This window comes from Methanoregula sp., from assembly GCF_003170075.1.
Taxonomy (GTDB): domain Archaea; phylum Halobacteriota; class Methanomicrobia; order Methanomicrobiales; family Methanospirillaceae; genus Methanoregula.
On record NZ_PMZU01000062.1, the window covers coordinates 1 to 22,676 of the forward strand.

General features: G+C 55.0%; 25 protein-coding genes. 12 read left to right on the forward strand and 13 right to left on the reverse strand.

Annotation, left to right across the window (positions count from 1 at the left end; all coding sequences use genetic code 11):
* Positions 1 to 59 precede the first annotated feature (59 nt).
* Both QZN75_RS08110 and QZN75_RS08115 read left to right on the forward strand, forming a co-directional pair.
* Complete coding sequence (locus QZN75_RS08110; RefSeq protein WP_292427170.1) at positions 60 to 347, forward strand: hypothetical protein; 288 nt, start codon at positions 60 to 62, stop codon at positions 345 to 347.
* Between the two features lie 260 nt (positions 348 to 607).
* Positions 608 to 1,318 carry a YkgJ family cysteine cluster protein gene (locus QZN75_RS08115; RefSeq protein ID WP_292427173.1) on the forward strand — a complete coding sequence of 237 codons (711 nt, stop codon included), beginning with the start codon at positions 608 to 610 and terminating at the stop codon, positions 1,316 to 1,318.
* 203 nt (positions 1,319 to 1,521) lie between these two features.
* Here QZN75_RS08115 and QZN75_RS08120 read toward each other — a convergent pair whose 3' ends face one another.
* Positions 1,522 to 2,376: a DUF6159 family protein gene (locus tag QZN75_RS08120; protein WP_292427176.1), complete on the reverse strand. Its 855-nt coding sequence runs from the start codon at positions 2,374 to 2,376 to the stop codon at positions 1,522 to 1,524.
* A gap of 212 nt (positions 2,377 to 2,588) precedes the next feature.
* Entirely contained in the window at positions 2,589 to 3,482 is an 894-nt protein-coding gene (locus tag QZN75_RS08125) for an alpha/beta hydrolase (protein ID WP_292427178.1), read from the reverse strand.
* Between the two features lie 218 nt (positions 3,483 to 3,700).
* On the opposite strand from QZN75_RS08125, the gene QZN75_RS08130 reads away from it, so the two are divergent.
* Positions 3,701 to 4,993, forward strand: coding sequence for a hypothetical protein (locus QZN75_RS08130; protein WP_292427181.1), 1,293 nt, complete (start codon positions 3,701 to 3,703; stop codon positions 4,991 to 4,993).
* A gap of 223 nt (positions 4,994 to 5,216) precedes the next feature.
* On the opposite strand, the gene QZN75_RS08135 is transcribed toward QZN75_RS08130, so the two are convergent.
* Positions 5,217 to 5,678 carry a GNAT family N-acetyltransferase gene (locus QZN75_RS08135; protein WP_292427183.1) on the reverse strand — a complete coding sequence of 154 codons (462 nt, stop codon included), beginning with the start codon at positions 5,676 to 5,678 and terminating at the stop codon, positions 5,217 to 5,219.
* A gap of 41 nt (positions 5,679 to 5,719) precedes the next feature.
* Positions 5,720 to 6,559, reverse strand: a complete 840-nt coding sequence (locus tag QZN75_RS08140; RefSeq protein WP_292427185.1) for an N-formylglutamate amidohydrolase — start codon at positions 6,557 to 6,559, stop codon at positions 5,720 to 5,722.
* A gap of 895 nt (positions 6,560 to 7,454) precedes the next feature.
* Between QZN75_RS08140 and QZN75_RS08145 the strand changes: the two genes are divergently transcribed.
* A complete protein-coding gene (locus QZN75_RS08145; protein WP_292427190.1) occupies positions 7,455 to 8,807 on the forward strand; it encodes a PKD domain-containing protein in 1,353 nt (450 codons plus the stop codon).
* Between the two features lie 258 nt (positions 8,808 to 9,065).
* Here the strand turns inward: QZN75_RS08145 and QZN75_RS08150 are convergent, their stop codons facing one another.
* Complete coding sequence (locus tag QZN75_RS08150; RefSeq protein ID WP_292427192.1) at positions 9,066 to 9,521, reverse strand: protease inhibitor I42 family protein; 456 nt, start codon at positions 9,519 to 9,521, stop codon at positions 9,066 to 9,068.
* Positions 9,522 to 9,799: 278 nt separating this feature from the next.
* On the opposite strand from QZN75_RS08150, the gene QZN75_RS08155 reads away from it, so the two are divergent.
* The 4 genes from QZN75_RS08155 (at position 9,800) to QZN75_RS08170 (ending at position 13,725) form a co-directional block, all read left to right on the forward strand.
* The gene (locus QZN75_RS08155; protein ID WP_292427194.1) at positions 9,800 to 10,474 is read left to right on the forward strand and encodes a VWA domain-containing protein; all 675 of its coding nucleotides are present in this window, start codon (positions 9,800 to 9,802) and stop codon (positions 10,472 to 10,474) included.
* A complete protein-coding gene (locus QZN75_RS08160; RefSeq protein ID WP_292427197.1) occupies positions 10,471 to 11,241 on the forward strand; it encodes a PP2C family serine/threonine-protein phosphatase in 771 nt (256 codons plus the stop codon). Before QZN75_RS08155 ends, QZN75_RS08160 begins: the two co-directional genes overlap by 4 nt.
* 8 nt (positions 11,242 to 11,249) lie before the next feature.
* Positions 11,250 to 13,232, forward strand: a complete 1,983-nt coding sequence (locus QZN75_RS08165; RefSeq protein WP_292427200.1) for a helix-hairpin-helix domain-containing protein — start codon at positions 11,250 to 11,252, stop codon at positions 13,230 to 13,232.
* A 160-nt stretch (positions 13,233 to 13,392) separates the two neighbouring features.
* Complete coding sequence (locus tag QZN75_RS08170; protein WP_292427202.1) at positions 13,393 to 13,725, forward strand: hypothetical protein; 333 nt, start codon at positions 13,393 to 13,395, stop codon at positions 13,723 to 13,725.
* 99 nt (positions 13,726 to 13,824) lie between these two features.
* Here QZN75_RS08170 and QZN75_RS08175 read toward each other — a convergent pair whose 3' ends face one another.
* Positions 13,825 to 14,601 (reverse strand): ABC transporter permease, encoded by a 777-nt coding sequence (locus QZN75_RS08175; protein WP_292427205.1) that lies wholly within the window; start codon positions 14,599 to 14,601, stop codon positions 13,825 to 13,827.
* Positions 14,588 to 15,544 carry an ATP-binding cassette domain-containing protein gene (locus tag QZN75_RS08180; protein WP_292427208.1) on the reverse strand — a complete coding sequence of 319 codons (957 nt, stop codon included), beginning with the start codon at positions 15,542 to 15,544 and terminating at the stop codon, positions 14,588 to 14,590. The genes QZN75_RS08175 and QZN75_RS08180 overlap by 14 nt, the downstream gene beginning before the upstream one ends.
* Positions 15,545 to 15,721: 177 nt before the next feature.
* Here QZN75_RS08180 and QZN75_RS08185 point away from each other — a divergent pair, with 177 nt between their 5' ends.
* Positions 15,722 to 16,471: a hypothetical protein gene (locus tag QZN75_RS08185; RefSeq protein WP_292427211.1), complete on the forward strand. Its 750-nt coding sequence runs from the start codon at positions 15,722 to 15,724 to the stop codon at positions 16,469 to 16,471.
* A gap of 135 nt (positions 16,472 to 16,606) precedes the next feature.
* On the opposite strand, the gene QZN75_RS08190 is transcribed toward QZN75_RS08185, so the two are convergent.
* Entirely contained in the window at positions 16,607 to 16,891 is a 285-nt protein-coding gene (locus tag QZN75_RS08190; RefSeq protein ID WP_292427213.1) for a hypothetical protein, read from the reverse strand.
* Between the two features lie 245 nt (positions 16,892 to 17,136).
* Between QZN75_RS08190 and QZN75_RS08195 the strand changes: the two genes are divergently transcribed.
* Positions 17,137 to 17,652: a hypothetical protein gene (locus tag QZN75_RS08195; protein WP_292427217.1), complete on the forward strand. Its 516-nt coding sequence runs from the start codon at positions 17,137 to 17,139 to the stop codon at positions 17,650 to 17,652.
* 5 nt (positions 17,653 to 17,657) lie between these two features.
* On the opposite strand, the gene QZN75_RS08200 is transcribed toward QZN75_RS08195, so the two are convergent.
* From QZN75_RS08200 to QZN75_RS08210, 3 genes are all read right to left on the reverse strand, one after another.
* The gene (locus QZN75_RS08200; protein ID WP_292427221.1) at positions 17,658 to 18,470 is read right to left on the reverse strand and encodes a triacylglycerol lipase; all 813 of its coding nucleotides are present in this window, start codon (positions 18,468 to 18,470) and stop codon (positions 17,658 to 17,660) included.
* Between the two features lie 137 nt (positions 18,471 to 18,607).
* Positions 18,608 to 19,096: a deaminase gene (locus QZN75_RS08205; protein ID WP_292427223.1), complete on the reverse strand. Its 489-nt coding sequence runs from the start codon at positions 19,094 to 19,096 to the stop codon at positions 18,608 to 18,610.
* Positions 19,097 to 19,160: 64 nt separating this feature from the next.
* Positions 19,161 to 19,454, reverse strand: coding sequence for a DUF1294 domain-containing protein (locus tag QZN75_RS08210; RefSeq protein ID WP_292427227.1), 294 nt, complete (start codon positions 19,452 to 19,454; stop codon positions 19,161 to 19,163).
* A 97-nt stretch (positions 19,455 to 19,551) separates the two neighbouring features.
* Between QZN75_RS08210 and QZN75_RS08215 the strand changes: the two genes are divergently transcribed.
* Complete coding sequence (locus QZN75_RS08215; protein ID WP_292427230.1) at positions 19,552 to 20,142, forward strand: hypothetical protein; 591 nt, start codon at positions 19,552 to 19,554, stop codon at positions 20,140 to 20,142.
* A 42-nt stretch (positions 20,143 to 20,184) separates the two neighbouring features.
* On the opposite strand, the gene QZN75_RS08220 is transcribed toward QZN75_RS08215, so the two are convergent.
* The gene (locus QZN75_RS08220) at positions 20,185 to 20,748 is read right to left on the reverse strand and encodes a YeeE/YedE thiosulfate transporter family protein (protein WP_292427233.1); all 564 of its coding nucleotides are present in this window, start codon (positions 20,746 to 20,748) and stop codon (positions 20,185 to 20,187) included.
* 7 nt (positions 20,749 to 20,755) lie between these two features.
* Positions 20,756 to 21,280, reverse strand: a complete 525-nt coding sequence (locus QZN75_RS08225; protein ID WP_292427236.1) for a YeeE/YedE thiosulfate transporter family protein — start codon at positions 21,278 to 21,280, stop codon at positions 20,756 to 20,758.
* Positions 21,281 to 21,448: 168 nt separating this feature from the next.
* Between QZN75_RS08225 and QZN75_RS08230 the strand changes: the two genes are divergently transcribed.
* The gene (locus QZN75_RS08230; protein WP_292427238.1) at positions 21,449 to 22,627 is read left to right on the forward strand and encodes an Nre family DNA repair protein; all 1,179 of its coding nucleotides are present in this window, start codon (positions 21,449 to 21,451) and stop codon (positions 22,625 to 22,627) included.
* Positions 22,628 to 22,676 lie beyond the last annotated feature (49 nt).

A 22,676-nucleotide genomic window follows, 5' to 3' on the forward strand; every position in this document is an offset into this window, starting at 1 on the left:
CATTTACCCCCTCAAAGAACCCTATTCCTATATATAGATCCAGATAAAACTTTTTGTACATGCCACGAGGACGACCAAAAGGCTCACGGAATCTAAGTGCGTACGAACGCGGAAAAGTAAAAAGAATACGTGAGATCCTGAACCAGAAAGGGATCACGGATTTTGAACACCTGCGTGATCCCCAGATCCTCAATAATATTTATGTCAGCACTGAAGGTGAAGTTTTTGTGAAATTCGGACTGGATAAAAACGTCATCGCAGAAACCAAGGCCCCCCGGAACCGGTCCGGCGAGAAGATCCTCGCAAAACTGGAAAAGAACATCGCCGCGTTACGTACCGTGATCTGAAAACCCGATTGAAAAATTTTTGCCGGGAAAATTTATCAGAGTTATTGGAATAATTTAGACAATTGGTTTGTCCTTTTTCCGGGTAGTGTTTTTTGTTTAGATCCCCGTTATTTTCTTGAGAGACTCCACCATAGTGACTGTAATTTTGTGCGCCGGACGGGAGTTAACCCCGTACCGGAATCAACAGGAAATACCGGCAGAACACGGAGAGATGGCATAAAAACAATATTCCGTGCCGCCCTACCCTTTCGTACATACCGGTGGTTATCGTTTCCCTCATCGCTATCCCCTACCGCATTGCCGCACTCACGCTGGAAGAGCACGCCCTTTTTGAGTACCCGATAGAACGTCTCGCTGATGTGATCAGGGACGTCGGGTTCCGGTGCACCACCTGCGCGAAGTGCTGTACCCGGGCGTTCAACGGCCATGTCTTCCTGCTCGACCGGGATGTATCCGCAGTACGGGAGATCGATCCTACGGCGCTCGAGCCGGCCCCGGATCCTGAGTTCTGCGATCAGAACGGTACATTCTATGTCTCCGGTTATGCGCTTCGGGTAAAAGACGATACGAAGGGGTCGTGCTGGTTTCTTGAAAACGACAGGTGCCGGATCTATGACCGGCGGTTTGCTATCTGCCGCATCTACCCGTACATGCTCCACCGTGAACCCGATGAAAGAGGAAAAGTGGACTGGCGCCAGATATCCGGTCTTGACCGGCACGGTGAATACGGTGCGGAGATCACGGATGGGGAATGCCTTGCCATCGCCCGCGAAACCATGGAATACGAGCACGCGTTCCTTGCCCACCAGATTGCGTTTCTCGAATGCCTCCATGAATATTTTACCCAGCACCGGCTCCGGCATGTCCAGAAAATCTACGATGACCACATGAGGCAGTACAGGAAGGGAGCACCGGTCACCGTTATGGTCTACACTGACGGACATTTCGAAAAACACCTTCTCAATCCGTAAACAGTGCCCGTACTGATGCAAAGCCTGTTTGCGGGATTAGGGAAAAACCCGTCCCGGTTGAACACCGGAGCAGACCAGAGATATCGGCGCCCAGTCTTGGTAACAGGTGATCATCTCTACACGGCGCGAAGCACCATGAGGGTGATGCCGTCATGTTACGGCATTCTCCCGTGTAAACGCGGAGAAAAAAGTAAGGTTTCTGTTCAGATATTGCCCGGGCCAAACTGCTGCCGGTTTGCGGGGGCAAACGCATGCTCGACCACACCGGGTGCAAAGATGCCCGGTGCCGAGCCGGTCTTTGCATAGGTGTACAGCGCTACGGTGAAGATTCCCTGCATGGCAGAGGAAAGAATTGCAAGGACGGCAACAAGCACGATAAAGAGCGCGAGCGCAACCATAAAGAGCGTTGTGTTGCCGATAAAGAGCGTGCCGAGCACAAGGAGCAACCCGACGACTCCGATCGCGGCAAAGATCAGGGTGATCGAGATCGTTCCGACAACGCTCTCGCCCCAGGTCTTCTTAAAGAGTCCCAGCGATTCTTTCATCGCAGAAAACACACCCTTGTCCTCGAACGCAAGCACCGGTACCACGAACAGGGTGACAAGGCTCCAGACCCCACCGACAATTGCGGCGGCAACCTGGCCCAAGAACCCGGCCCGGTCTTCTATCATGTGCAGGATCAGGCCGATGGTCGCAGCAACAATCGCCCAGGCAAAGATGGAGCCGATGTGGCGGCCTGCGGCAGAGAGACCCTCCCTAACCGTCATGCTCTTCCCATTCAGTTTTGCATGTACGCAGCTGATCAATCCCACGTTAAAGAAGATCACGACAAAGTAGCTGACCAGATAGAACAGGAACAAAAGAATGATCCCGGTGACGCTGTTGGTGGCAAGCGAGTACGCACCGTCTGTAAATATCAGCGGCACAACAAAGGTTGCGATCACAAGCAAGGTAACGATACCGGACATGATCGGGAATGCGAGGAGTTTTTTGTCCTCCATCAGGATCCGCCAGCTCGCCTTTACCAGCTCGAAACTACGCATAATCCGTTCGAACATAGTTTTGTGTTGGCAGTTTCAAGGGATGAATGTTTTTTTAGTATTGACCCGCCGTAGGGGGTCACCGGCGAGCGAAGGTGTACTAAAAAAAGACGCTGATCCCGGCACGTTCGTCGCGCACCGGAGCAACAAGAGGATTCTTCCGGATAAAACTGGATATCCAGGATCCATTTACGACGGCACTAAATAAAGATCCCACGCCAGGGCCCACCTTACCGGCCAGACGTTTCCTGTACAAATGCTCCCACATGAGCAACCGCTGCACGGGCTTCGGGCACCTGTTTGCCAAATATCTGCCAGAAATGGAACATGCCCTCCCAGATCTCAAAACTAACCTGTCCCCCTGCCCACTTTGCCTTCTTTGCAAATGCTGAAATATCGTCATACATGAGTTCGCCGGTCCCGGTCTGGATATAAAGACGGGGAAGCCCGTACAGGTTTGCATGGACCGGAGAGGCGAGGGGATCATCGGGGTCCCTGCCACCGAGATACAGGGTTCGGATTGCAGCAAGGCGGGCTGCGGTGAGCCAGTCGTTGTCCCGGTTTGTTGTAACCGATTCCCCGCCAAACGCCAGATCCACTATCGGCGACATGCAGACGGCTGCCGGGGGCATCAGCAGGTGCTGATCGCGGAGCGTGAGCAGCAGGTCGAGCACGAGCGTGCCACCCGCAGATATACCGACCGGGATAATCCGGTGTGGCGGATATCCGTGGCTTGCAAGGTAGCGGTACGCGGCAACCGCGTCCTCAACCTGCGCTGGGAAGGCATGCTCCGGTGCCAGCCGGTAATCGACTGAGAAGACACGGGACTGCGCGACTCGTGCGAGCTCTGCGCAGAGTCCCAAGTGGTCAGCCGTTGACCCTACAGTGAAACCTCCACCATGGAAAAAAAGAAGGGTCCGATCCGGCACTGCCTCGGGCACCGAGCACCATACCCCCTGCAGATCATCCCGTATCGCTATCTGTTCCACTGCCGGGCGTTCATCGGTCTGGAATTCTGCAAAAAATTCCGAGAACTCCTGCCGGGCCACCCCGACCGGCTTCTGCGGGTCGGGAACATAGGATTTGAGGATATCCAGGAACTCCTGCGGCGTTTCACGGATCATGATGTGTGGTTATTGTGCGTGAGGGTGATAAAATGTGGGGCTGACACCGGCTCACCGCGTTCTTTTGGGGCGGGTACAAAAACCTGGTCACCGCCATGCATTTGAGCCGGGACATCGAGATCTTTTCACATCTCCTTAATGCTGGTCACCCGCGATCTGCCGGGATCCGGTCTTCAGGGTTTTTTTGGATATATGATTGCTAAAGGAGGATCCCACCCATGAATAATCCCTCGCCCTGCCGCATTCCCGCGTCCCCGATGGACCAGTTTAACTACGCGCTCCAGGCCCTCGGAGATCAGTCCATGCACATGGTGATCGCATTCGAGGGAATGCTCGATGAGAGGCGCCTGCAGGAGGCCGCATCAACGGTGCTCTCCGAAATCCCCGTGCTTGGTTCACGGTTTGTCGACTGCGGCGCACCGTACTGGGAACTCCTGCCCGAAACTGACCGCGACACACTCGTCTGTATCCATCCATCCGTTGATCCACACCAGGATCTTCCAAAGGTTCTTGCCATACCGGTTGATTCAGCAGCTGGCCCGCAGATCTGTATCCACCTGATCCGCACCAAAAGCAGCGATACGCTCTGTATCACCGTGCATCACGCGGTAATGGACGCCCACGGATTGCTTGCCTGCACCCGGCTACTGGCAGAGTGCTACCGGAACCCCGATTACAAAACTCTCCCGCCGACAGAAACAATAGACCGCTCTCTCGCCACGGTACTTGCACAGTTCCCGGAGACGGTACTCCTCTGCGATCGGCCCGCACCGGAAGATCCACCGGCCGGATGGGCATTTCCCGTCGGGCCCGGGGACTGCTGTACCCGTGATTTTGCGATACGGACGCTTCCTGCATCCCGTCTCGACGCGATAAAACATGCCGGAAAACAGCAGGGGGCCACAGTGAACGACGTCCTTCTTGCGGCATATTTTGTGGCGCTCTGCACCACAATCGGCCCCTCACCGGGCTGTCCGGTGCCCGTTATGGTCTCCATTGACCTCAGGCGGTATCTCAACGGTTCCCGATCCGTTTCCCCGAACAACACGATCTGCAATCAGTCGGTAGCCTTTGCGGTTATGATGAAACCAGACATGAGGTCACATGACGGGATGATCGCATGTGTACGCGATGCGATGCAGGCGTACAAGGCCCATAACCCGGGCATTGCCTCTGCTATCGACATGGAAACGTTCGGATACACAGGGTTCACCCGCATCTGCGAGCGGGTGCAGATGATGAAAGCCACATACGCTGCCTGCCACGCAAACCCTCCTTTCCTGGGAAACATTGGTATCATCCCTGAAGAGATCGTGGCCTTCTCGCAGGACATTCCCGTCACAAACGCATTTGTGGCCGGTATCGTGATCGATCCCCCCGGGGTTGCATTGGGGGTGACCACGTTTAAGGACCGGCTCACACTTTCAATCGGATATGGGACTCCTGCGATCCCGCACACAGCCATGGAGCGGTTCATGGATACACTGGTCAGTTACCTGCCCGGTGGATAAGGTGGGCAGGCGCGGGTTTCCTGGGTACCTCGGACATCACGACAACCCATGTGCCGATACGTGAGACTAGAGACCACTTGTCATCAAGCCATGCGTTGATCATGAGCTGAAATTCTTTTCCAAGCCTGTTTGTCTCGCACGGCGCCCAGACCCTCCCCCTTTGACGATTTACCCACCCGGACGTGGCATTCCCGGAAAAACGGGCCTGGTTAACCAGGCTAAGTCACAGCTGATCGTGGTCGAGCCGGTACACGTACCAGGCAAGGCGCCGGGCCCCGGTCTTCTCGTAAAACCGGATCGCAGGAAGGTTCCAGTCAAGAACCATCCATTCCATCCGCCCGCACCCCCGGTCCCGTGCCACCTTCCGGCAGAAATCCAGCATTTGCCGGCCCAGACCCTGTCCCCGGTATTCTTCGCGTACGAAAATATCCTCCAGAAAAAGGGTCGGTTGGGCAAGAAACGTGGAATACGTAAAATAAAATGTCATGTACCCGACCGCCGTATCACCGGTTTTTCCCAGGTACGCTTCGTATTTCGGATTTTCACCCTGAGCATCGGCCGCGAGCCGCTCTTTGGCACCGGCATCGGGCGGGGAAAGTTTCTCGTATTCCGCCAGTTTTTCGATAAGGTTTACAAATTCGTCAAAGTTCGTACTGCCGACTTTTTCCATGGCCAGTGCAGTCATCGGGATTCCTCCTGAAAGATGGGAATCCATCGGTTATATCGTCATTCATACGATCCCATAGACTCACCACCATCAAAGGGTGCGGCAGCGGCGATCCCATCCCAGAACCGGGCCAGCACCGGCCAAATCCTGTTACGCAACGCCGGGATCTGTTCTTCCATCACTTCTGGAAGACGGGTCGGCGTGCCGCAACGTTCATAGAGCGTCCGGTTCACCTCGATCTGGATCCACGGGATGCCTTTACGCCAGTAATGGGCGTTCGAAATAAAACCCCCGGAAAAAGGGGTATTTATCGCCACATTATCAGCCCCGGGAAATTCTTCCCTGAACGCATCTGCGAGACGGACGATCCAGTCAGCAGGACACGTGGTAATGCTCCCGGGCTTTACCCGTCCGTTCCGGTCTCCGTAGTTTCCCAGGCAGATCAGCGGCCGGCGTTTCCCGGCATCGCTCTGTTCTGCCGATCCATACGGCAGCATCGAATGGCAGTCAAAGGCTATGCGCACGGGGTACCGGTCGATGAGCTCGTCGATGCGCTGGTGATAGGGAAAATACCACTTCATCATCAGTCGGTGGATAAACGGCAGGTCCGGCAGTTGACCCGGCAGGTAGACATCCCGGCCATCGATAGTCCGTACCTTGATGATTCCATCCGGGTCTTTTGGAGGAAGTGGCAGCGGCGGGCGGTTGAGATCGATGACCATCCGGGATACAGGTGTATCGATCGTGGCTTCAACGGACCGGCCGAAATTAAAGAGCTCCCGGGTCGCTGGATCGCAGTACCAGTGGAGTTCCTGGTAAGAAAGAGCGATCCGGTTGGCAACCTCTACCGGGACCTCAACACCACCGTGGGGAATAGAGATGAGAAAGGGATATTTCACAGGTACCACTTTTTAGTAAGAGAACCTGTGTCGGGTGTTTTTGTTAATGTTTGGATGGGGGAGCTCGTATGAGAGCAGGTGCCCGCGGATGGTATCATCACCCATCTGGACCCACTTCGACGGGCGAATATTCACGTACCTCAGGAAAGGGAGCTCGCAGGTGTTCAAACACTTTTGCGATTTGACCAGACCATCTCTGCCACTTCCATTAACACAAAATTGTTTATAAGTACAACCGGATACAATCCCGCATACCCCAACATGCACTTGACACGGCCCGTATCTTCAGGTAGATCCAGATTTAAACCCTATTTAAAGAAACGAAGATCTGGACTTTATAAATAAAACAGGGCAAGAATTGCCGCTATCTCCAGTGGAAATAAAGGGGTATAAAAAGATGATCAATTTGCCGGATTGGCATAATATTCAATATACAAGTATAAAATAAAAAAAACAGCGCGCATGCAGGAAATTTGGCCGGTACCTGTGAGCACCTGATGTCGGGCGCGCACCTGCCGAATTGGGTTTTTTGGGTTGAACCTGCAGGTTGATGCGTCCTCTGGATCTCTATGATCGAGAGGAGGGGGTCAGGTGTCCTCCTTTTAGACTACCGGTTGAGGACCGACGGCATTTAAACATCCTGATCCATAGAATGTTTATAGTACAAAATGTAATGTTTGAATGACAAAAAGGTGCGGGAAAGAGACCATGCCCCCCCCACAAATGGTAGTTACCGCTGCTTCCCAGCATCCGTATGTATCCCCGGGTATGTGTCAGATCTTCCGCACAAGGATGCAAACATTATGGTCCGCTTGATCAGGGAGCATTGAATGAAAGATGAAATCACTGGTGATACCCCGTGACCAAATGTCTCATACTCCTCACAGGATGTATAATGTTGGTTTTTATCGCCGGCATCGTTATTCCGGTTGCCGCGGATGGTAGTACCAACACAACAACCGTGGCAACTACTTCATCGACTACCGTTCCTACTACCGTGGCAACTACAGTGACGGTGACCACAACCACTACAATGGCTGCAGTAGTACCGGTGGCCGCATTCACGGCAACTCCAACTTCAGTATCCATCGTTACAGCTGTTCAGTTCACTGACACCTCCACCAATTCACCCACATCCTGGAGCTGGACGTTCGGTGACGGCGGTACCAGTTCTCAACAGAACCCGTCATACACGTACACGACCGCAGGAACCTACACCGCATCCCTCACTGCCACAAATGCGGCGGGCAGCAGCACTACCTACACCCAGACAATAACGGTGAATGCAGCGGTGACGGTACCGGTCGCCGGTTTCACAACAGATGTCTCCTCGGGCTCCGCACCACTCATCGTTCAATTCACCGACACCACTACAAACACCCCCACTTCCTGGAGTTGGGACTTCGGTGATGGAGGTACCAGTTCTGAACAAAACCCGTCATACACCTACACAACCGCGGGAACCTATACCACATCCCTCACTGCAACAAATGCGGCGGGCAGCAGTACCAGCACTCAGACTACCACTATAACGGTGACCTCAGACGTGCCGGTCGCCAGTTTCATAAACGATATCTCCTCGGGCTCCGCACCACTCACCGTTCAGTTCACCGACACCTCCACTAATTCACCTACATCATGGGACTGGGATTTCGGGGACGGAAATTCAAATACTACCGAGAGCCCGTCATACATCTACACAACCGCGGGAACCTACACTGTCACCCTCACTGCCATTAATGCAGGTGGCAGCAATACCAGCACTCAGACTACCACTATAACGGTGACCTCAGGGGGGCCAACCGTAGCCTTCACAAGCGACATGACATCAGGTACTGCACCGCTCACGGTACAGTTTACGGATACTTCTACCGGGTCTCCTACCTCGTGGAGCTGGGACTTTGGTGATGGGCAATCAAGTTCAATCCAGAACCCCAGGCATACGTATATGACTGCAGGAACCTACACTGTCACCCTCACTGCCATTAATGCAGATGGCAGCAATGTTGCCACAAAGACCAATTTTATATCAGTGAATGCGGCACAGACCGTGACACCCCTTGTGCCAACTTATGCCATCACGGTTGCCCGGACTGCAACCGGATCCTCGGTTGATACATGGCTTGCACAGCAAAATGCTGAAGTGGCCACAGTATCCCCAACGACAAAGTCACCGGGGTATGACATTCTCTCTGCACTCATTGGCTGTGGAGTTATTGCCGGCATTACCCTGTGCGGCAGGAGTTGACCGGCCCTTTGTTTTTAAGCGATCCTCACCATGAATGTTCACGGTCGGGAGATCAACAAATAACGGTAATCAATTTTTTTTCAACGGCTCAGTTCTGCGGATTTTTGAGAGAGAGCGGGTTCTTTCTGATACAGGCCACTAAGATACAGATTCTATCAGACGAATACTACAGGAATGTGGAAAGTAATACGCCACATATGCAGAAAAGAGGAAGGTGCTGATCCCTTGATGGGATCTCTCAAGCACCAGAAATACTGCCTACTGCACGATCACTGTCATCGAAAACGCAGTCTCATTACCGGTGACCGGTTCCCATGATCGTATGTACACTGCGTGGATCATCTGCGTTCCGGTGCTGGCTGCGTTTATCTCCCAGACACGGGTGCCGCCCGAACCCACCAGTTTGCCGGTGGTATCCGATGGTATTAACGTATCATTGGTGATCACAAGACCGGGGGTTACGGTCAGGTTCCACTGGTAGCCGGTGGTGGGGTTCTCTTTAAGTTTGAGCGTGATATCCGTGGTCCGGTTCACATACACCGTCGCCCCGTTCTGGCTCTCAGTGGCAACAACATGCCCCACCATAACGGGCGTTCCCGTCAATGTCGGCGTCTGTCCTGATGGGTTCTGCGAACCGGTGCCAATACACCCGGCAACAACAAGTGCGGCAAGGCAGAGGATGCCCATGCCCATAAAAGTAAGTGGGAAATTCATACAATTCACTCCAGACAAATATCTGGTTCATGGTGCAACCCGTAATTATTTATGGATTTATTTGACTGCAAAAATTCCCGTAGTCATCATGAGCCCAACTGCACCAGGGAAATAGGAAATTCCAACGGATCTGATAACGAGGGCATTCTTACATCATCCAACGATATAGAATGAGGTTGCTGACGTTCATTAAAAAACCGTCCCGGGATACAAAAATACCTCAACAAAGATATACAGTTAATCGTTGATATGATGAGTACACAAACAGGAGACACCAGATGAGCGACGACACCATGTTTGACCAGCAACCGCTGGGGCCAGTTACCTTCGCAGAAAATCCCGAACCCCGGTGTCCCTGCCTCCTGCTGCTGGATACTTCCGGTTCCATGTCGGGAAAGCCAATCGCAGAACTCAACGCCGGCCTGCGATCCTTTTACGAGGAACTCCAGGGCGATTCGCTCGCAGTAAAACGTGTCGAGGTGGCGCTCGTCTCCTTTGGCCCGGTCAGGGTCATCTCCGAGTTCAACACCGCGGATTTCTTCCTCGACCCCACGCTCGAAGCCGAAGGCGACACGCCCCTTGGCGAGGCCATACTCCAGGGGATCGATCTGGTGAGGAAACGCAAAGACGAGTACCGGGCAAACGGGATCTCCTTTTACCGGCCCTGGATCTTTTTAATCACCGACGGTTCACCGACAGACGAGTGGCAGCGTGCGGCGGCAGCGGTCCGGGAGGGCGAGAGTTCGAAGTCCTTTGCCTTCTTTGCGGTCGGCGTCCAGAACGCGGACATGTCCGTCCTCCGGCAGATCACGGTACGGCAGCCGCTCAAACTCCAGGGCCTCAGGTTCCGCGAATTCTTCCAGTGGCTCTCCAATTCCATGAAATCTGCCTCCCGCAGTAACCCGGGGGACAGGATCCTGCTCTCTCCACCGTCAGGGTGGAGCGAGATATGACCTGGAAACACCTCTCTTTGTCGGTCACGGGAAAATCGCACAGTGACAGGAACGAGCCGGGCCAGGATTATTGTCGTACCGGCGCACTCCGGTTCTCTGACCGCGATTTTTTCATCGGACTTGCTGCCGACGGGGCGGGGAGCACCACCCACGGGGGCGTGGGCGCGGAGATCGCCTGCGAAACACTGTACCTCCGGATCCTTTCCGTGATCCGCGAAGGAGACAATATCTCTTCCATCACAGACGATGACATAAGGGCATGGGTCACCGCTTCCCGGGAGACGATCGCCACTCGGGCACAGGCCGATGGAAAGCGGATAAAAGACTACGCCTGCACCCTCATCGGTGTTGTTGCCACAAGCGACCAGGCGCTCTATTTCCAGATCGGCGATGGCTGCATCGTGACCAGCAACGGTACCGGGTACCGCACCATCTTCTGGCCGGAGCAGGGCGAATATGCGAACTCGACCTATTTTATCTCAGACGACACGTTTCTCGCGCACATAAAGATCGACCGTTACGAGGCCGCACCTGAAGAGATCGCACTCTTCACCGATGGCCTCCAGAACCTCGTGCTCTCGTTTTCCACGCGGACCGTGCACGACGGATTCTTCCGGCCCCTGTTTGCCGCGCTCAGGAAAAAACCCGATAACGGGTTTGCTGACCTCACGACCCACCTGACCGCACTGCTCTCCCGGGACGATGTGAATGCACGAAGCGATGACGACAAGACCCTGATCCTCGCGGTAAATGTGCAAGTGAGCTGAAAAAAACCATGAGCCAGCCGCCGCACCACAACCTCTTTGACAGCCGGGGGAACCACGTTTTACTCGGAAAAAAAGTAGGGAGCGGTGGCGAAGGTGACGTCTACGAGATTGCACCCCACCGCATGGATGTGCTCGCCAAGATCTACCACAAGCCGCTTACCACGGAAAGGCAGGAAAAACTCCGGCTGATGGTGAGCGGCTGCAACGATGATTTAAAGGAATTTGCCGCATGGCCGCTCGACCTGCTCCACACCGGCAAGAACGGCCCGGTCTGCGGGTTTGTCATGCCGAGGATCACCGATTGCGAACCGATCCATAAGGTGTACGGTCCCTCGCACCGGAAAGAGTCCTTCCCGAACGCAGACTGGAAATTCCTTATACGAACCGCCAAAAACCTCGCTGCTGCGTTCTACATCATCCACAAGTACGGGTACGTGGTCGGGGACGTCAACGAGGGAAACATTCTCGTCACAAAAAAGGCATGCGTACGGCTGATCGACTGCGACTCGTTCCAGGTACAGACCCGTGACAAAATCTACCACTGCGAAGTAGGGGTCGCCCAGTTCACGCCGCCAGAACTCCAGAAGTCAAGGGATTTCAAGATGCTACGTACGCAGAATCACGATAACTTCGGGCTTGCCATCCTGATCTTTCTGCTGCTCTTTATGGGGAGGCATCCCTTCTCGGGGGTCTACAAGGGAACCGACGATATGCCGATCGAACGGGCGATTGCAGAGCACCGGTTTGCGTTTGGGAGGAGTGCAGCACTCAAGGCGATGTCGCCGCCGCCAAACTCCGTCGGACTCTCCATCGTGCCAGGAGAGGTCTCCAGCCTCTTTGAGCAGGCGTTTACCGAATCGGGCCTCCAGTCATGGGGGCGCCCGAGTGCAAACGACTGGTGGAATGTGCTCGATGCGCTCGAAAAACGGCTCAAAAAGTGCCCCACGGAATCCGTGCACACCTATTATACCGATCTTACCGCCTGCCCGTGGTGCACTCTCGAAAACAGTTCCGGTATCCTGCTCTTTCTGAGTTCGGATACCATCACGAAGATCGATGTTGCTGCAGAGTGGCAGAAGGTGCTGGCGATAAAGCCCCCGGGTCCCATCCCCGAGATCAGCCCGCGGAAGTACCGGTGTCTGCCGGCACCGCTCACCCCGGAGATTGCACGGGCGCTCAGGTTCAGGAAGGTACGGCAGGCGGCGGCTGCCCTGCTTCTGGCCATAAGTGCCGGTCTCACGTGGTGGTTGTGGTCCGGAACCTATAGTACCAAAGACCTTGCAGGTCTTGTCCCGGCAGCGATTGCCGGTATTCTCCTGATGTACCCGGGACAGGACACGGCAGAGAAGAAACGCCGGAAAAAAGAGTTTGAAGACGCCCGGTACAGCTGGCGGCTCTGGGAGAGAAAATGGAAAGCCGAGGCCGGAGATGCGGAATTTACCGCCCAGCTTGGGGCGCTCACCGCCCTCAAAGGCAGGTACGAGGCGATCGAGCGGAAATACAAGAACGCGCTTGGTACCCTTCAGCACACGTCACGGGAGCGCCAGCAGAAGAAATTCCTGGAGAACTGTTTTATCGACACTTGCACCATCCCCAGATTAAGCGAGAACCGGAAGGCTGCGCTCCGGTCATTTGGTATCGAGACCGCAGCAGATATCGCCCCGTACAAGATCATGAGCATCCCGGGTTTTGACAGTGTCCTTGCCAATGAACTGATGAACTGGCGAATGCAGCAGGAAAGCTGGTTTATCTATGACGAAAAAAAAGGTGTCTCCGCGTCCGATGTCCAGGGTCTGATCCATACGTTCCAGCCAAAGATCCGGCCGGTGGAGCGCGAACTTTTAATCGGTATTGAAAAACTGCACACAATCCAGCAGAAGATCTTCAAGAACCGTGTCAAATTCCAGCCTGTTATAGAGAAGAGTGCGCGGGATCTCGCCCAGACTCATGCAAATCTCTCGGTCTTTGCGCTGACCGGAAAACTTTTCTGAATTTCTGCAGAGGATAGGGTAAAAACCAAAATAACGCCGGGCATCCGCTCCCTCCCCGGATCGGTACCGCAAACCAGATCATAATAACTGGCAAACCTGGCTTCCGGCATCCGGCTTTTGAGATACTGATAAAATACCCTTGGTACAATAAGTACGAACCATGAAGTATACGCCACGGCACATAAAAAAATTCCTCGAAGAGGGGAAGATCGATCCCAACCTCTGGCAGATCCACTTCCCCCATATTCTCCCGTCCCATGTTCCCGGGTGCAGCGAATGCGAGGACAAAAAGAATAATCTCTGCCAGGGCGGGAAAAACCCGGTGGACTGTTTCCTTGGCATCCATGCAGAAGAGGAAGCCGCAAAGCAGGAGGATACCGACCGGAAAACTCACAAGGCTAAAAAATCCAAGGGATTCTTCCCGGACGCCAAGGGAAAAAAGAGGAACGTCCCAGCGGGGGCAAACATTACCTTTGACCAGTCGAAGATGTGACCGTATCACACACCCCATCTTTTTTTGTTCGTTTCGACTCTGCCTCACGTTCGGATCTGAAGGATTCCGTATTTTTGTGCCCCACCGATAAGAACCTGCTTATTCATTGAATCTCTTATAGAGCCGGTTTGCCGCGAACTGGAAGATCAAAATGAAGATCACCAGCACGAGGATATCCAGCAGTGGCGAAAAGAGCGACGTGCCGGTATACGCGTACGCGATCATGTCATTTCCATACGTGAGCGGGGAGAGAAGTGCAATATCCTGACCGATCTGCGGCATGGCGGATAATGGGATAAAGACACCGGAGATGAAGATGAGCGGCAGCCGGACCGTGTTGAGCATCGACATCACTTCCCCAACGTTCTCTGTGGGGTACGCGGCAAAGAGGGTTCCGAGTGTCGCAAAGCAGAACGCAGTCAGTGCCATCGCAATCACGAGAACCGGTACATGTTCAATCGGCGTGGCAAACAGGATGATCCCAACTATGAGCGGGAAACATGCAATACCGAGACTATAGAGAAAACCGCTGAGGCTCTCACCGAAAACCAGTGAATGAAGCGAAATTGGTGCCGAGAGCAACCGGTCGAATGTTTTTACCCGCCGCTCGATGGGGATCGATACCGGCTCGATCGAGGATGCCGAGAAGAGCAGCGTGATCGCGATGAGGCCCGGGATCAGGGTGCCGGGCGGGGCGTTCTTCCCAATAGCAAACGCGAGGAACATAAAGAACGGGAAGAGGATCCCCATCACGATAATGTTGGGCTTGATGTAGTAGGTGATCATGTCCTTGCGCGAGATCGCCCATGCTGCGGAGATCTCATGACTGACCCGCGCAAACCATGCGCCGGCTTTCCCTTCCTCAGTCGATGGCATGGATCGCCCCTCCCGTTCTCTGCAGGCCGGTTAACTTTATGAACACATCCTCAAGGCTTGGTCCCAGGGTGGAGATGCTGATCACCCGGAGATTTCTTGTGCGGGCATATTCCATCACCGATTCAATGACCGTTGCAGGATCTTCCGTATAGAGCCGGAACTTGTCCCCTTCCTTTATGGCATCATTGACCATCGGAAGGCTGCGAACCTCTTCGAGTTGTCTGGCAGATACGCGGTCAAATGAGACCACAATTGACTGCGCACTCTGGATCGTCTTCTTGAGCCGTTCCGGGGCGTCAATGGCGGCGATATGTCCCCTGTTGACGATTGCCACCCGATCGCACATCAGGTTTGCCTCCTCAATATTATGGGTTGTCAAAAATACGGTCACCCCCTCATGAATAAGACCCGTGATCACATCGCGGATAATGAGGTTGCTCTGGACGTCAAGACCTGATGTCGGTTCGTCAAGGAAAAGAAGGCGCGGGCTGTTGACAAGCCCCATGGCTATCGTCAGCCGCCGTTTCATACCCTTGGAAAAACCATGCACCTTGTCGTTGCGCCGCTCATACAGGTCAAAGGTGGTGAGCAATTCGGCCGCTTTTTTCTCCCGCTCGACCCGGCCCACATGATAAAGCTCTGCGGAAAAGATCATGTTCTGCCACGCGGTCAGGTCATCGTAGACGTTTGAGGTCTCGGAAACGATCCCCATGGACAGCCGCGCCGCAATCGTGTCGCTCCCGATATCGTGGCCGAAGATGGTCGCCGTCCCAGAAGTGGGGTAAGAAATGCCCGTCAGGATCCTGATCGTGGTGGTCTTCCCAGCACCGTTGGGGCCCAGAAAACCAAACGTTTCTCCCACATCTACCGAGAAGTTCACATCGTTTAACGCGGTCAGGGCGCCGAACTTCTTGGTCAGATGTGAAACCTCTATTGCGTGCATATGATCCCGGATAGGAGCAGGTGATGTTTAAAGCTCGTGTTAGGGATCCGACAGGAAAAATCTGCAAACGATCGTTAGCGAGACAGTGCCCCCTTTTAAAAAATCACAACGCATATGTTTATCCCGCACAGGGTAGAACGTCATCTCACCGGAAAAAATCTACCTCAGGGTAACGATATGTCGGTAAAGTCTGCTGTTTTTATCCTTATCCTGTCAGCCTGCTGTATGTGCCTTTTTGCGGTACCCGCGCTGGCGATCTATACGACATCAGACCTCGGGGGCTCGCTGGTGCGGGGTCACCAGTTCATCGTTGATATCACGGGAAGACCAAACACGGCATATTACATCTGGCTGACCGGCACCTGGCCGCTGTCGGGTGAGGCAGGCGATCAGCCACCGGTGGTTGTCGCCAACCAGTGGAATGTACAGCAGGACCCGGAGAACGGGCCGTATACGATCGGCTCGTACCAGTACTATAACGGGGGCGGCCGTACGATCCTTGATGACGTGGCGCCGTCCTCGTCACTTCTGCCCAAAACCAGTTATTACGCGCTGGTCACGACCGATGCATCAGGACAGGCGGTTGTAGCATTCGGGACATCCATGAATACTGCCCTGCGCTCGTATTCCGTCCGGGTCGAAAACCCCACATCGATCAACAACGAGACGCTCCTGGTGCAGCGCGGGGATACAACGGTAACCAGAGGTTTGATATCGATCGAGGCAATTGACACCCGGCCGACAAAACCAACCGTCCCGCCTACAACCATACCGACGCTGACGCAAAGCCCGGTTCCCACATCACCAGAAACGACAGTAGTCACCGTGCCGGTCACCACACCCGCCACGACACCCATGGTACCGGTGGAAACCGCCATCGTCATAATTGCACTTGGGGCAGCGCTCTGTGCAGCACGGCACCGGTAAGTTTTCCTCTTTTAGACGCGCTTAATCCGGCAGGGATACCCCCGGAAACAGGCAGGTATGATAATCCATTCATAACCCATCCCCTCCCCCGGAACAGGAAACATGGCAATGTGCAGTGATCGCACCGCTATGCGATTACTGTTTCATTTTTTTGGATCTGTCGGGATCTCCCTTCTTTGCAATCTTCCCGGGCCGTGGCCGATCCTCGTGCGTTCCGTGGTCCTGGTTCAAGGCCTTGTTTTCCGGCCCGGTGTGGGGGTTGTGCCGGGGAGTAAGGACAGCCTTTTTCTGTGGGTGATGGGGGGGATGGACGGCAGGAGCTGCCACAGGGTGGTGCTCATGGTGTTCGGCATGGCGGCTCTTGTCCGGGCTGGCAGGGCCGCTTTTATGGGGGGGTACCGGCTTGCGTGCTGGTGACATAGCCAAGGTTTCATCGCTGTGGAGTAATAAAGCCATGCCCATACCAGCCTGCAGATACAAGTGGACCGGTGTTCTCATGCGTGACCGGTACTCGTTTTTTGTTTACCAAAATCCTTCTTATTCTTCCCCGACCTAATGCTCACCGGAATACACGATGACTCCCACCCGGATCCGGTGTGGAAAAGCGACAAGGCCCCACAGATTTTGTAAAATCGGATATTGCTAATCTCAATAGTCCCGCACTCATGACCAGAGAACAGAACCCGGAACAGAATTACGGGGAAACCTGCCCAGTCCTTCATCCAGCCGACCGCATCCAGAAATTCTTCATCCGACCATTCTTTCTCACGCTGACGATTGGCATCCCGTTCTGCATCTTCAAAGGGCTTTTTGGTCTCGCCGCCATCCGTGTCGGAACTCCGTCAAATCCCATTCTCGCAGGTTTTGGGTGGTGTGTAATTGCATGGGCGTCCATTGATTTTACCATGAACGCTGTGCGTGCAGCCGGAGACCTCCTGCATATCCCCACCCCGCTGGAATACTGCACGCTTGCTGAACTCGGGCGGCTCGTGCGCCGCCCGATGGTCTTTCTCGCGGTGGATACGCTGCTCTCCTTTTCGATTATCTGTCTCATGCTCTGGTCAGGCTGGATCCTGCAGCTGACGCAACCGGAAGCGTACCTGTGGTACGCGGCAACCACGCTCAACCTGATCAGCATCTCGCTTGTGTCGCTCTACAACGAGGCAAAGAGAAGTGCCTGAACACATCATCCCATATTGATGGGCCCGTGGCGCAGATACTCCACGACCCGGTCCACGACTTCGGGTGCCCGGGGCAGCCGGATATGGCAGTACTGGGCGGCATCCCCGTCAAACGTCGCGGGATCCACAGGCAGGACCTCAATAACCGCACCGGGAAGGACTGAGTCGGCAAGCGGCACGATGCCGTCGCCGGCGTACGTCATGCACCAGCTGCCGTCCGGCTGCAATTCACAGGTCTTTCCATCAAAGCAGGGAAAAAATGAAGGTGTACGGGTGATGTTTTCCGCGCAGAGGACCCGGTACCTGATATCGGGACGGATGCCGGCCTTCCGCAGAGCGGCCATGGTTATGCTTCCCGGCCGACAGGCCTGGACGATGACATCGGCTGCCGGATCGAAGTTCCGGGGAACGAAAGTGCCGCACAACCTACCGGTGATCCCCGGCCCGATCACCGGGTCGCAGAAAAGTTCGGCAAGGGAAGAACCGTTGTTGGGCGGGCCGATCGCTATGAGCTGGCGCACCTGCTCGTGCCGGGCACTGCCGTCCAGTACTTCAAGCAGGTAGCGGGCGATGCAGGAGCCGATGGAGTGGCACACCACATCGATGCTGCCGGCATATCCCTGCACGTCCCGCTGCGTAGCGGTGTAGTCCCGCAGGGCTCCTGCGATCTCTTCCATGGAGGCGCCGTTGAGGGACGTGTAATCGAAACTCCAGAAGGAGATATCCTCCTCGTTCAGCCGTGAGGTGAGCCGGTTCCAGATGCCGGGATGACTCTTCCAGCCGTGAACGAGGACGACGGGGATGGGTTGAGAGGGCATTATCAGGGAAATATGGGGTGCGGGGGAGCATAGTTTTTGTGGGATTGGGGCCCCCCCTCCATCAGGGCATTGGAAGTGGGAGAAGGGGGGGGTCGGTGCTCCTGCACTGGGCCAGGATTCAGGGTGCCAAGGGAGGATTACGACGGGGAATCTTCCCCAAGCGACTCTCTGCTCCGCATCTGGTAGAGCACCATCGGGTCCATCTCTTTGTACTCGTCGGGGGTCGTCCGCATGATGACATTCGTAATCCCGCTGTTGACGATCATCTTCGAGCATAAAAAGCACGGCCAGATCTGGGTGAGTTCGCCGGTGGTAACATCGAACCCCGCAAGGTAGAGCGTGCAGCCCCGGGCGAGTTTTCCTGCCTGGAGTAACGCATTCATCTCAGCATGCACGCTCCGGCATCTCTCGTAGTTGGAGCCGGAGGGAATATTGTGTTCTTTTCTCCAGCAGCGGTTGAGTTCCGTGCAGTCCATCTGCTTGCGCGGCGCGCCGGTGTAGCCGGTGGACACGATCGTATTGTATTCATCAACAATGATCGCACCGAAGTTGCGCCGCAGGCAGGTGCCCTGGTTGGCGCACCGCTGCGCGAGATCAAGAAAATACTGGTGCCTGTTGGTCCGCATCAAAGAATTATGGCAAAGCCCGGTATTAAAGTGGCATGGTTCCGGTTTTGGACACCCGTCACTTTTAGGAAATCATGTGAAGCAGGCGGACCGTGATGTATATGATTCCTGCGATATGCAGGACAAGGAAGAACGGCACGAGCCAGAATTTGATCTTCTGCGTCTTGTGCCGGAACAAGAGCATCGCCCCGTATGCGCCAAACGGCCCGAACAGCGCCGCCACAATAAGAATGCGCTCGGGAATCCGCCACCCATCAGTGCGGGCCGCGTGTTTATCGTACGCGTACAGGCAGAACACGGCGTTGTTGGCGAGCGCGTAAAGTGCGATGACGACCAGGCCGTCGGAAATCGGGATCATTCCGGCATCTCATTTATTTTATCTGGGATTAAGGGTTGATAAAAGGAGAGAGCCTGCGAGCACAAGGGAGATGTGGCATTCTGCATAATGTATGGGTATGAAAAGCGGCCCGGGTTTCCGATCCCTTGCATATGCAGCTATGGTTATCGCACTGGCTTTTGTCGGGATTTCCGGCTGTGTCCTTTCCCAGCAGCGGCCTGCGGGGATACCGCAGGCTGACCAGTACGCGTTTCTCGACCACCATACGTACTATAGCGGTACGCTGGTGAACGGAAAATGTTACCCTGCGGTGATCAACTTCTCCACGTACCGCCTGGAAACGGAGACCGGGAGCCTTGAAGGAATATTCCCCTTTGAGGTAAACGACTCCCTTCTCCTCATCTATGGGGAGAGCACGAGCCTGTCGGGGGACTACGGTAATGGGAGTTCCGGTATGCTCACCGGGATTTATGCCATGCCGCACACCTCAGGGAATCTTACGGTTAACGGGTTCACCTCTGACGGTACGATGTACCTCACGTACCATAACCAGACGATTGCCCTTGAACCAGGAACGCAGTGGACAGATGTCACGACTGACACCGAGGTTACGACTGCTTGTACTATCAACAGGACGGTCACAGACATCCTCACCTACTATGGTAATTACCAGAAATCAGCCATAAAAAAGACGGGGATACACGGGTAAAGAGGAGGTGTCCCGATATGTACCCGTAAACTCCGGACGTGTTCACCAGCCAAGGTATGCAAGCATGAGGAGGATGCCAATCATGACGATCTCCGCGATGCCGATCACCACCCATCGGTTCAGGCGCAGAAGTTCGGGGAGCGTCTGCGCCGGAAGCGGGGCGCAGGAAAGGAAACGGGCTTTTATCTTTGGGTAGAAATCTGCGAAAAGCCCTGCACCGACAAGCATCCCAATGATACCGCCAAAGAGCGCATCGAGCGCCCCTGTGCCGGCCGCCCCTGCCACCGTTCCCGGGCAGAGACCAAGCAGGGCAAACCCGACCCCGAAGATGAGCCCTCCGATCATGTTCGACCCCAGCGAACCCGGGGAGACATGCAGCTGTGCGTAACCGATATGAACCAGCAGGTTGACCCCGATCATGGCAACGATGACCGCGGAGAGCATTACTTTTACCACGACAAAGTTTTCCAGCAGCAGCTGGCCGATGATCACATTGTAATCTGTCACACCGCCTTTCTGGAGGAAAAACCCGAACGCAATTCCAATACCAAGCCCGATCACGATCTGGGCCCTTCCATTTTGGTGAAGCCGGGTCAATAGAGGCATGGCAGCATCACACCCCCACAACATGGAATATTACGAATGCTGCAGCGATGCCCCCAATAAAAAAACAGGCCGCGGACACGATGCTTGCAACCGAAAGCTGGCTGGTACCGCTGATGCCGTGGCCGCTCGTACATCCGCCTGCCCACCGCGCCCCGAACGCAAGGATGATACCACCGGCGAACGCAGCGAGAACCCGGACGATGGCGTTATCGCCAAACGTTGCCGACCAGAGGCCGGGTACCCATGAGAGATGGAACTGACCGGAAAGAACGGCCGAGATAAATGCACCGATAACGATGCCAGGCAGGATCATCAGCACCCCGTCGACCCGGGGCGCGATCTCACGGTAATATTCCTTCTTCTCTTCGACATGTGGATCGACAGCTTTTTCGAGCAGCCCCCGGGCCTTCACGTAGGCAGAGGATGCCCCAAGGGGCCGGTTGCACAACAGGAACGAGAGGCAGACAAGGACACCGATACCGACGCCGGCTGCATAGGGCGACCATGTCGCCGGGAACAGAATGCCAGACATACGATGAGCCTCTGGAAGATCCCGACAGGTTAGGGACGGGATACAAGATATCCCGTACGCGGCGCACATAAATGTTTGTCAGGTAACATCTGGGGAGGGGGGCATCGTTCACTTTCTCCCCGCGCACCCTCCTTCTTTAATACCCCGGCGCCGATGAGTCCATAACCTATGATCCTTGGCAAAGGGGCGTATCTTAAGCAGTTAACCGCTGCAACGATGCAGATGAAGTCGGTTGAAGTGGGAAAAGAGATGACCGGCAGCTCCCCGCCTTCAGTCTTTATCGGTAGCTGGAACTATCCAGATGTATACGCCGGGCCGATGATCGCCCCCATACACGGGGATACCAGGATCCTAGACCGGCCCGAGGAGTGGATCTCCGGCCACCGGACCCAGGAAGAGATCATAGGGTACCGGATGAACCTTGTCCGGGGCAAGCGCATGACCAATGCCTGTGATCTCGACAACCGGTTTGTCGAGAAACTCCAGGAGATCGTCCTTGCCAATGGCTCAATAGAGAGCGAAGCGGCGTTTGAAAGCACACCGGTCGGTCACTCATTTTCAGAAGAGCATGCCCCGTTTGGACCGAGCGCCCCACTCGAACGTTTCGAGATCGAGGCAAAAAACTGGGATCATTCCCTTGAAAAAGTTTTTTACGATACGGACCTGACTGCCCGCAATGCTGTTCTCGATCTGCACCGCACCGGGCTCCCGTTCTCCAGCATCCAGAAAGCATTCTCGGCCGGGACGATGGGACGGGGACCGAACCGCCGCCTCGTTCCCACCCGATGGTCGATCACTGCCTGCGACACGATGATTGGAGACCGGTACCTGTCCGAAGTGAAAAAGTGCCCGGTGATCGATACCTGGCGGCTCCACGAGTTTTCCAGCCTGCACAACCGGTACGCAGTGCTCCTGATGCCGACCGCGTGGCAGTACGAGTGGACCGAGGCGTTCCTGCACGTGCTCGGAAACGAGGAATATGTCTTCTCGGATCATGAGGGATTCAGAGGCAAAACCGGCTATTCGCCCCTTGGCGGGTGTTACTATTCCTGCAAGATGGCGGTACTCGAAGCGCTTGCACAGGAGCACCGGCAGGCTGGCGCCATTATCCTGCGCGAGGCGCTGCCCGGTTATGTGCCCATGGGCGTTTTCAATGTTCGGGAAAATGTCAGGAGCGCAATGCGTAAACCGGCAACCGAGTTCGAGGATATCCGGTCTGCCCTCGCGCATATCTCAGAACGGTTCACCTTGCCGGTGCAGCGGTTCATCACAGAGACCACGTTGCTCCAGGAGAGTATTAAACAGCGGCAGTGCACTTTAAGCGATTTCGCCGTATCCGCAGGTTAAACGCGGGCCGGCAACCGGTACCTTTGCACCGAGACATGGATCTGGTCAA

What these genes read in the sequence shown, in the direction of transcription:
- QZN75_RS08110 (WP_292427170.1), top strand. Translation starts at nt 60, where the DNA reads ATGCCACGAGGACGACCAAAAGGCTCACGGAATCTAAGTGCGTACGAA.
- QZN75_RS08120 (WP_292427176.1), bottom strand. Translation starts at nt 2,376, where the DNA reads ATGTTCGAACGGATTATGCGTAGTTTCGAGCTGGTAAAGGCGAGCTGG.
- QZN75_RS08125 (WP_292427178.1), bottom strand. Translation starts at nt 3,482, where the DNA reads ATGATCCGTGAAACGCCGCAGGAGTTCCTGGATATCCTCAAATCCTAT.
- QZN75_RS08130 (WP_292427181.1), top strand. Translation starts at nt 3,701, where the DNA reads ATGAATAATCCCTCGCCCTGCCGCATTCCCGCGTCCCCGATGGACCAG.
- QZN75_RS08135 (WP_292427183.1), bottom strand. Translation starts at nt 5,678, where the DNA reads ATGACTGCACTGGCCATGGAAAAAGTCGGCAGTACGAACTTTGACGAA.
- QZN75_RS08145 (WP_292427190.1), top strand. Translation starts at nt 7,455, where the DNA reads ATGTTGGTTTTTATCGCCGGCATCGTTATTCCGGTTGCCGCGGATGGT.
- QZN75_RS08150 (WP_292427192.1), bottom strand. Translation starts at nt 9,521, where the DNA reads ATGAATTTCCCACTTACTTTTATGGGCATGGGCATCCTCTGCCTTGCC.
- QZN75_RS08155 (WP_292427194.1), top strand. Translation starts at nt 9,800, where the DNA reads ATGAGCGACGACACCATGTTTGACCAGCAACCGCTGGGGCCAGTTACC.
- QZN75_RS08160 (WP_292427197.1), top strand. Translation starts at nt 10,471, where the DNA reads ATGACCTGGAAACACCTCTCTTTGTCGGTCACGGGAAAATCGCACAGT.
- QZN75_RS08165 (WP_292427200.1), top strand. Translation starts at nt 11,250, where the DNA reads ATGAGCCAGCCGCCGCACCACAACCTCTTTGACAGCCGGGGGAACCAC.
- QZN75_RS08170 (WP_292427202.1), top strand. Translation starts at nt 13,393, where the DNA reads ATGAAGTATACGCCACGGCACATAAAAAAATTCCTCGAAGAGGGGAAG.
- QZN75_RS08175 (WP_292427205.1), bottom strand. Translation starts at nt 14,601, where the DNA reads ATGCCATCGACTGAGGAAGGGAAAGCCGGCGCATGGTTTGCGCGGGTC.
- QZN75_RS08180 (WP_292427208.1), bottom strand. Translation starts at nt 15,544, where the DNA reads ATGCACGCAATAGAGGTTTCACATCTGACCAAGAAGTTCGGCGCCCTG.
- QZN75_RS08185 (WP_292427211.1), top strand. Translation starts at nt 15,722, where the DNA reads ATGTCGGTAAAGTCTGCTGTTTTTATCCTTATCCTGTCAGCCTGCTGT.
- QZN75_RS08190 (WP_292427213.1), bottom strand. Translation starts at nt 16,891, where the DNA reads ATGTCACCAGCACGCAAGCCGGTACCCCCCCATAAAAGCGGCCCTGCC.
- QZN75_RS08195 (WP_292427217.1), top strand. Translation starts at nt 17,137, where the DNA reads ATGACCAGAGAACAGAACCCGGAACAGAATTACGGGGAAACCTGCCCA.
- QZN75_RS08200 (WP_292427221.1), bottom strand. Translation starts at nt 18,470, where the DNA reads ATGCCCTCTCAACCCATCCCCGTCGTCCTCGTTCACGGCTGGAAGAGT.
- QZN75_RS08205 (WP_292427223.1), bottom strand. Translation starts at nt 19,096, where the DNA reads ATGCGGACCAACAGGCACCAGTATTTTCTTGATCTCGCGCAGCGGTGC.
- QZN75_RS08210 (WP_292427227.1), bottom strand. Translation starts at nt 19,454, where the DNA reads ATGATCCCGATTTCCGACGGCCTGGTCGTCATCGCACTTTACGCGCTC.
- QZN75_RS08215 (WP_292427230.1), top strand. Translation starts at nt 19,552, where the DNA reads ATGAAAAGCGGCCCGGGTTTCCGATCCCTTGCATATGCAGCTATGGTT.
- QZN75_RS08220 (WP_292427233.1), bottom strand. Translation starts at nt 20,748, where the DNA reads ATGCCTCTATTGACCCGGCTTCACCAAAATGGAAGGGCCCAGATCGTG.
- QZN75_RS08225 (WP_292427236.1), bottom strand. Translation starts at nt 21,280, where the DNA reads ATGTCTGGCATTCTGTTCCCGGCGACATGGTCGCCCTATGCAGCCGGC.
- QZN75_RS08230 (WP_292427238.1), top strand. Translation starts at nt 21,449, where the DNA reads ATGATCCTTGGCAAAGGGGCGTATCTTAAGCAGTTAACCGCTGCAACG.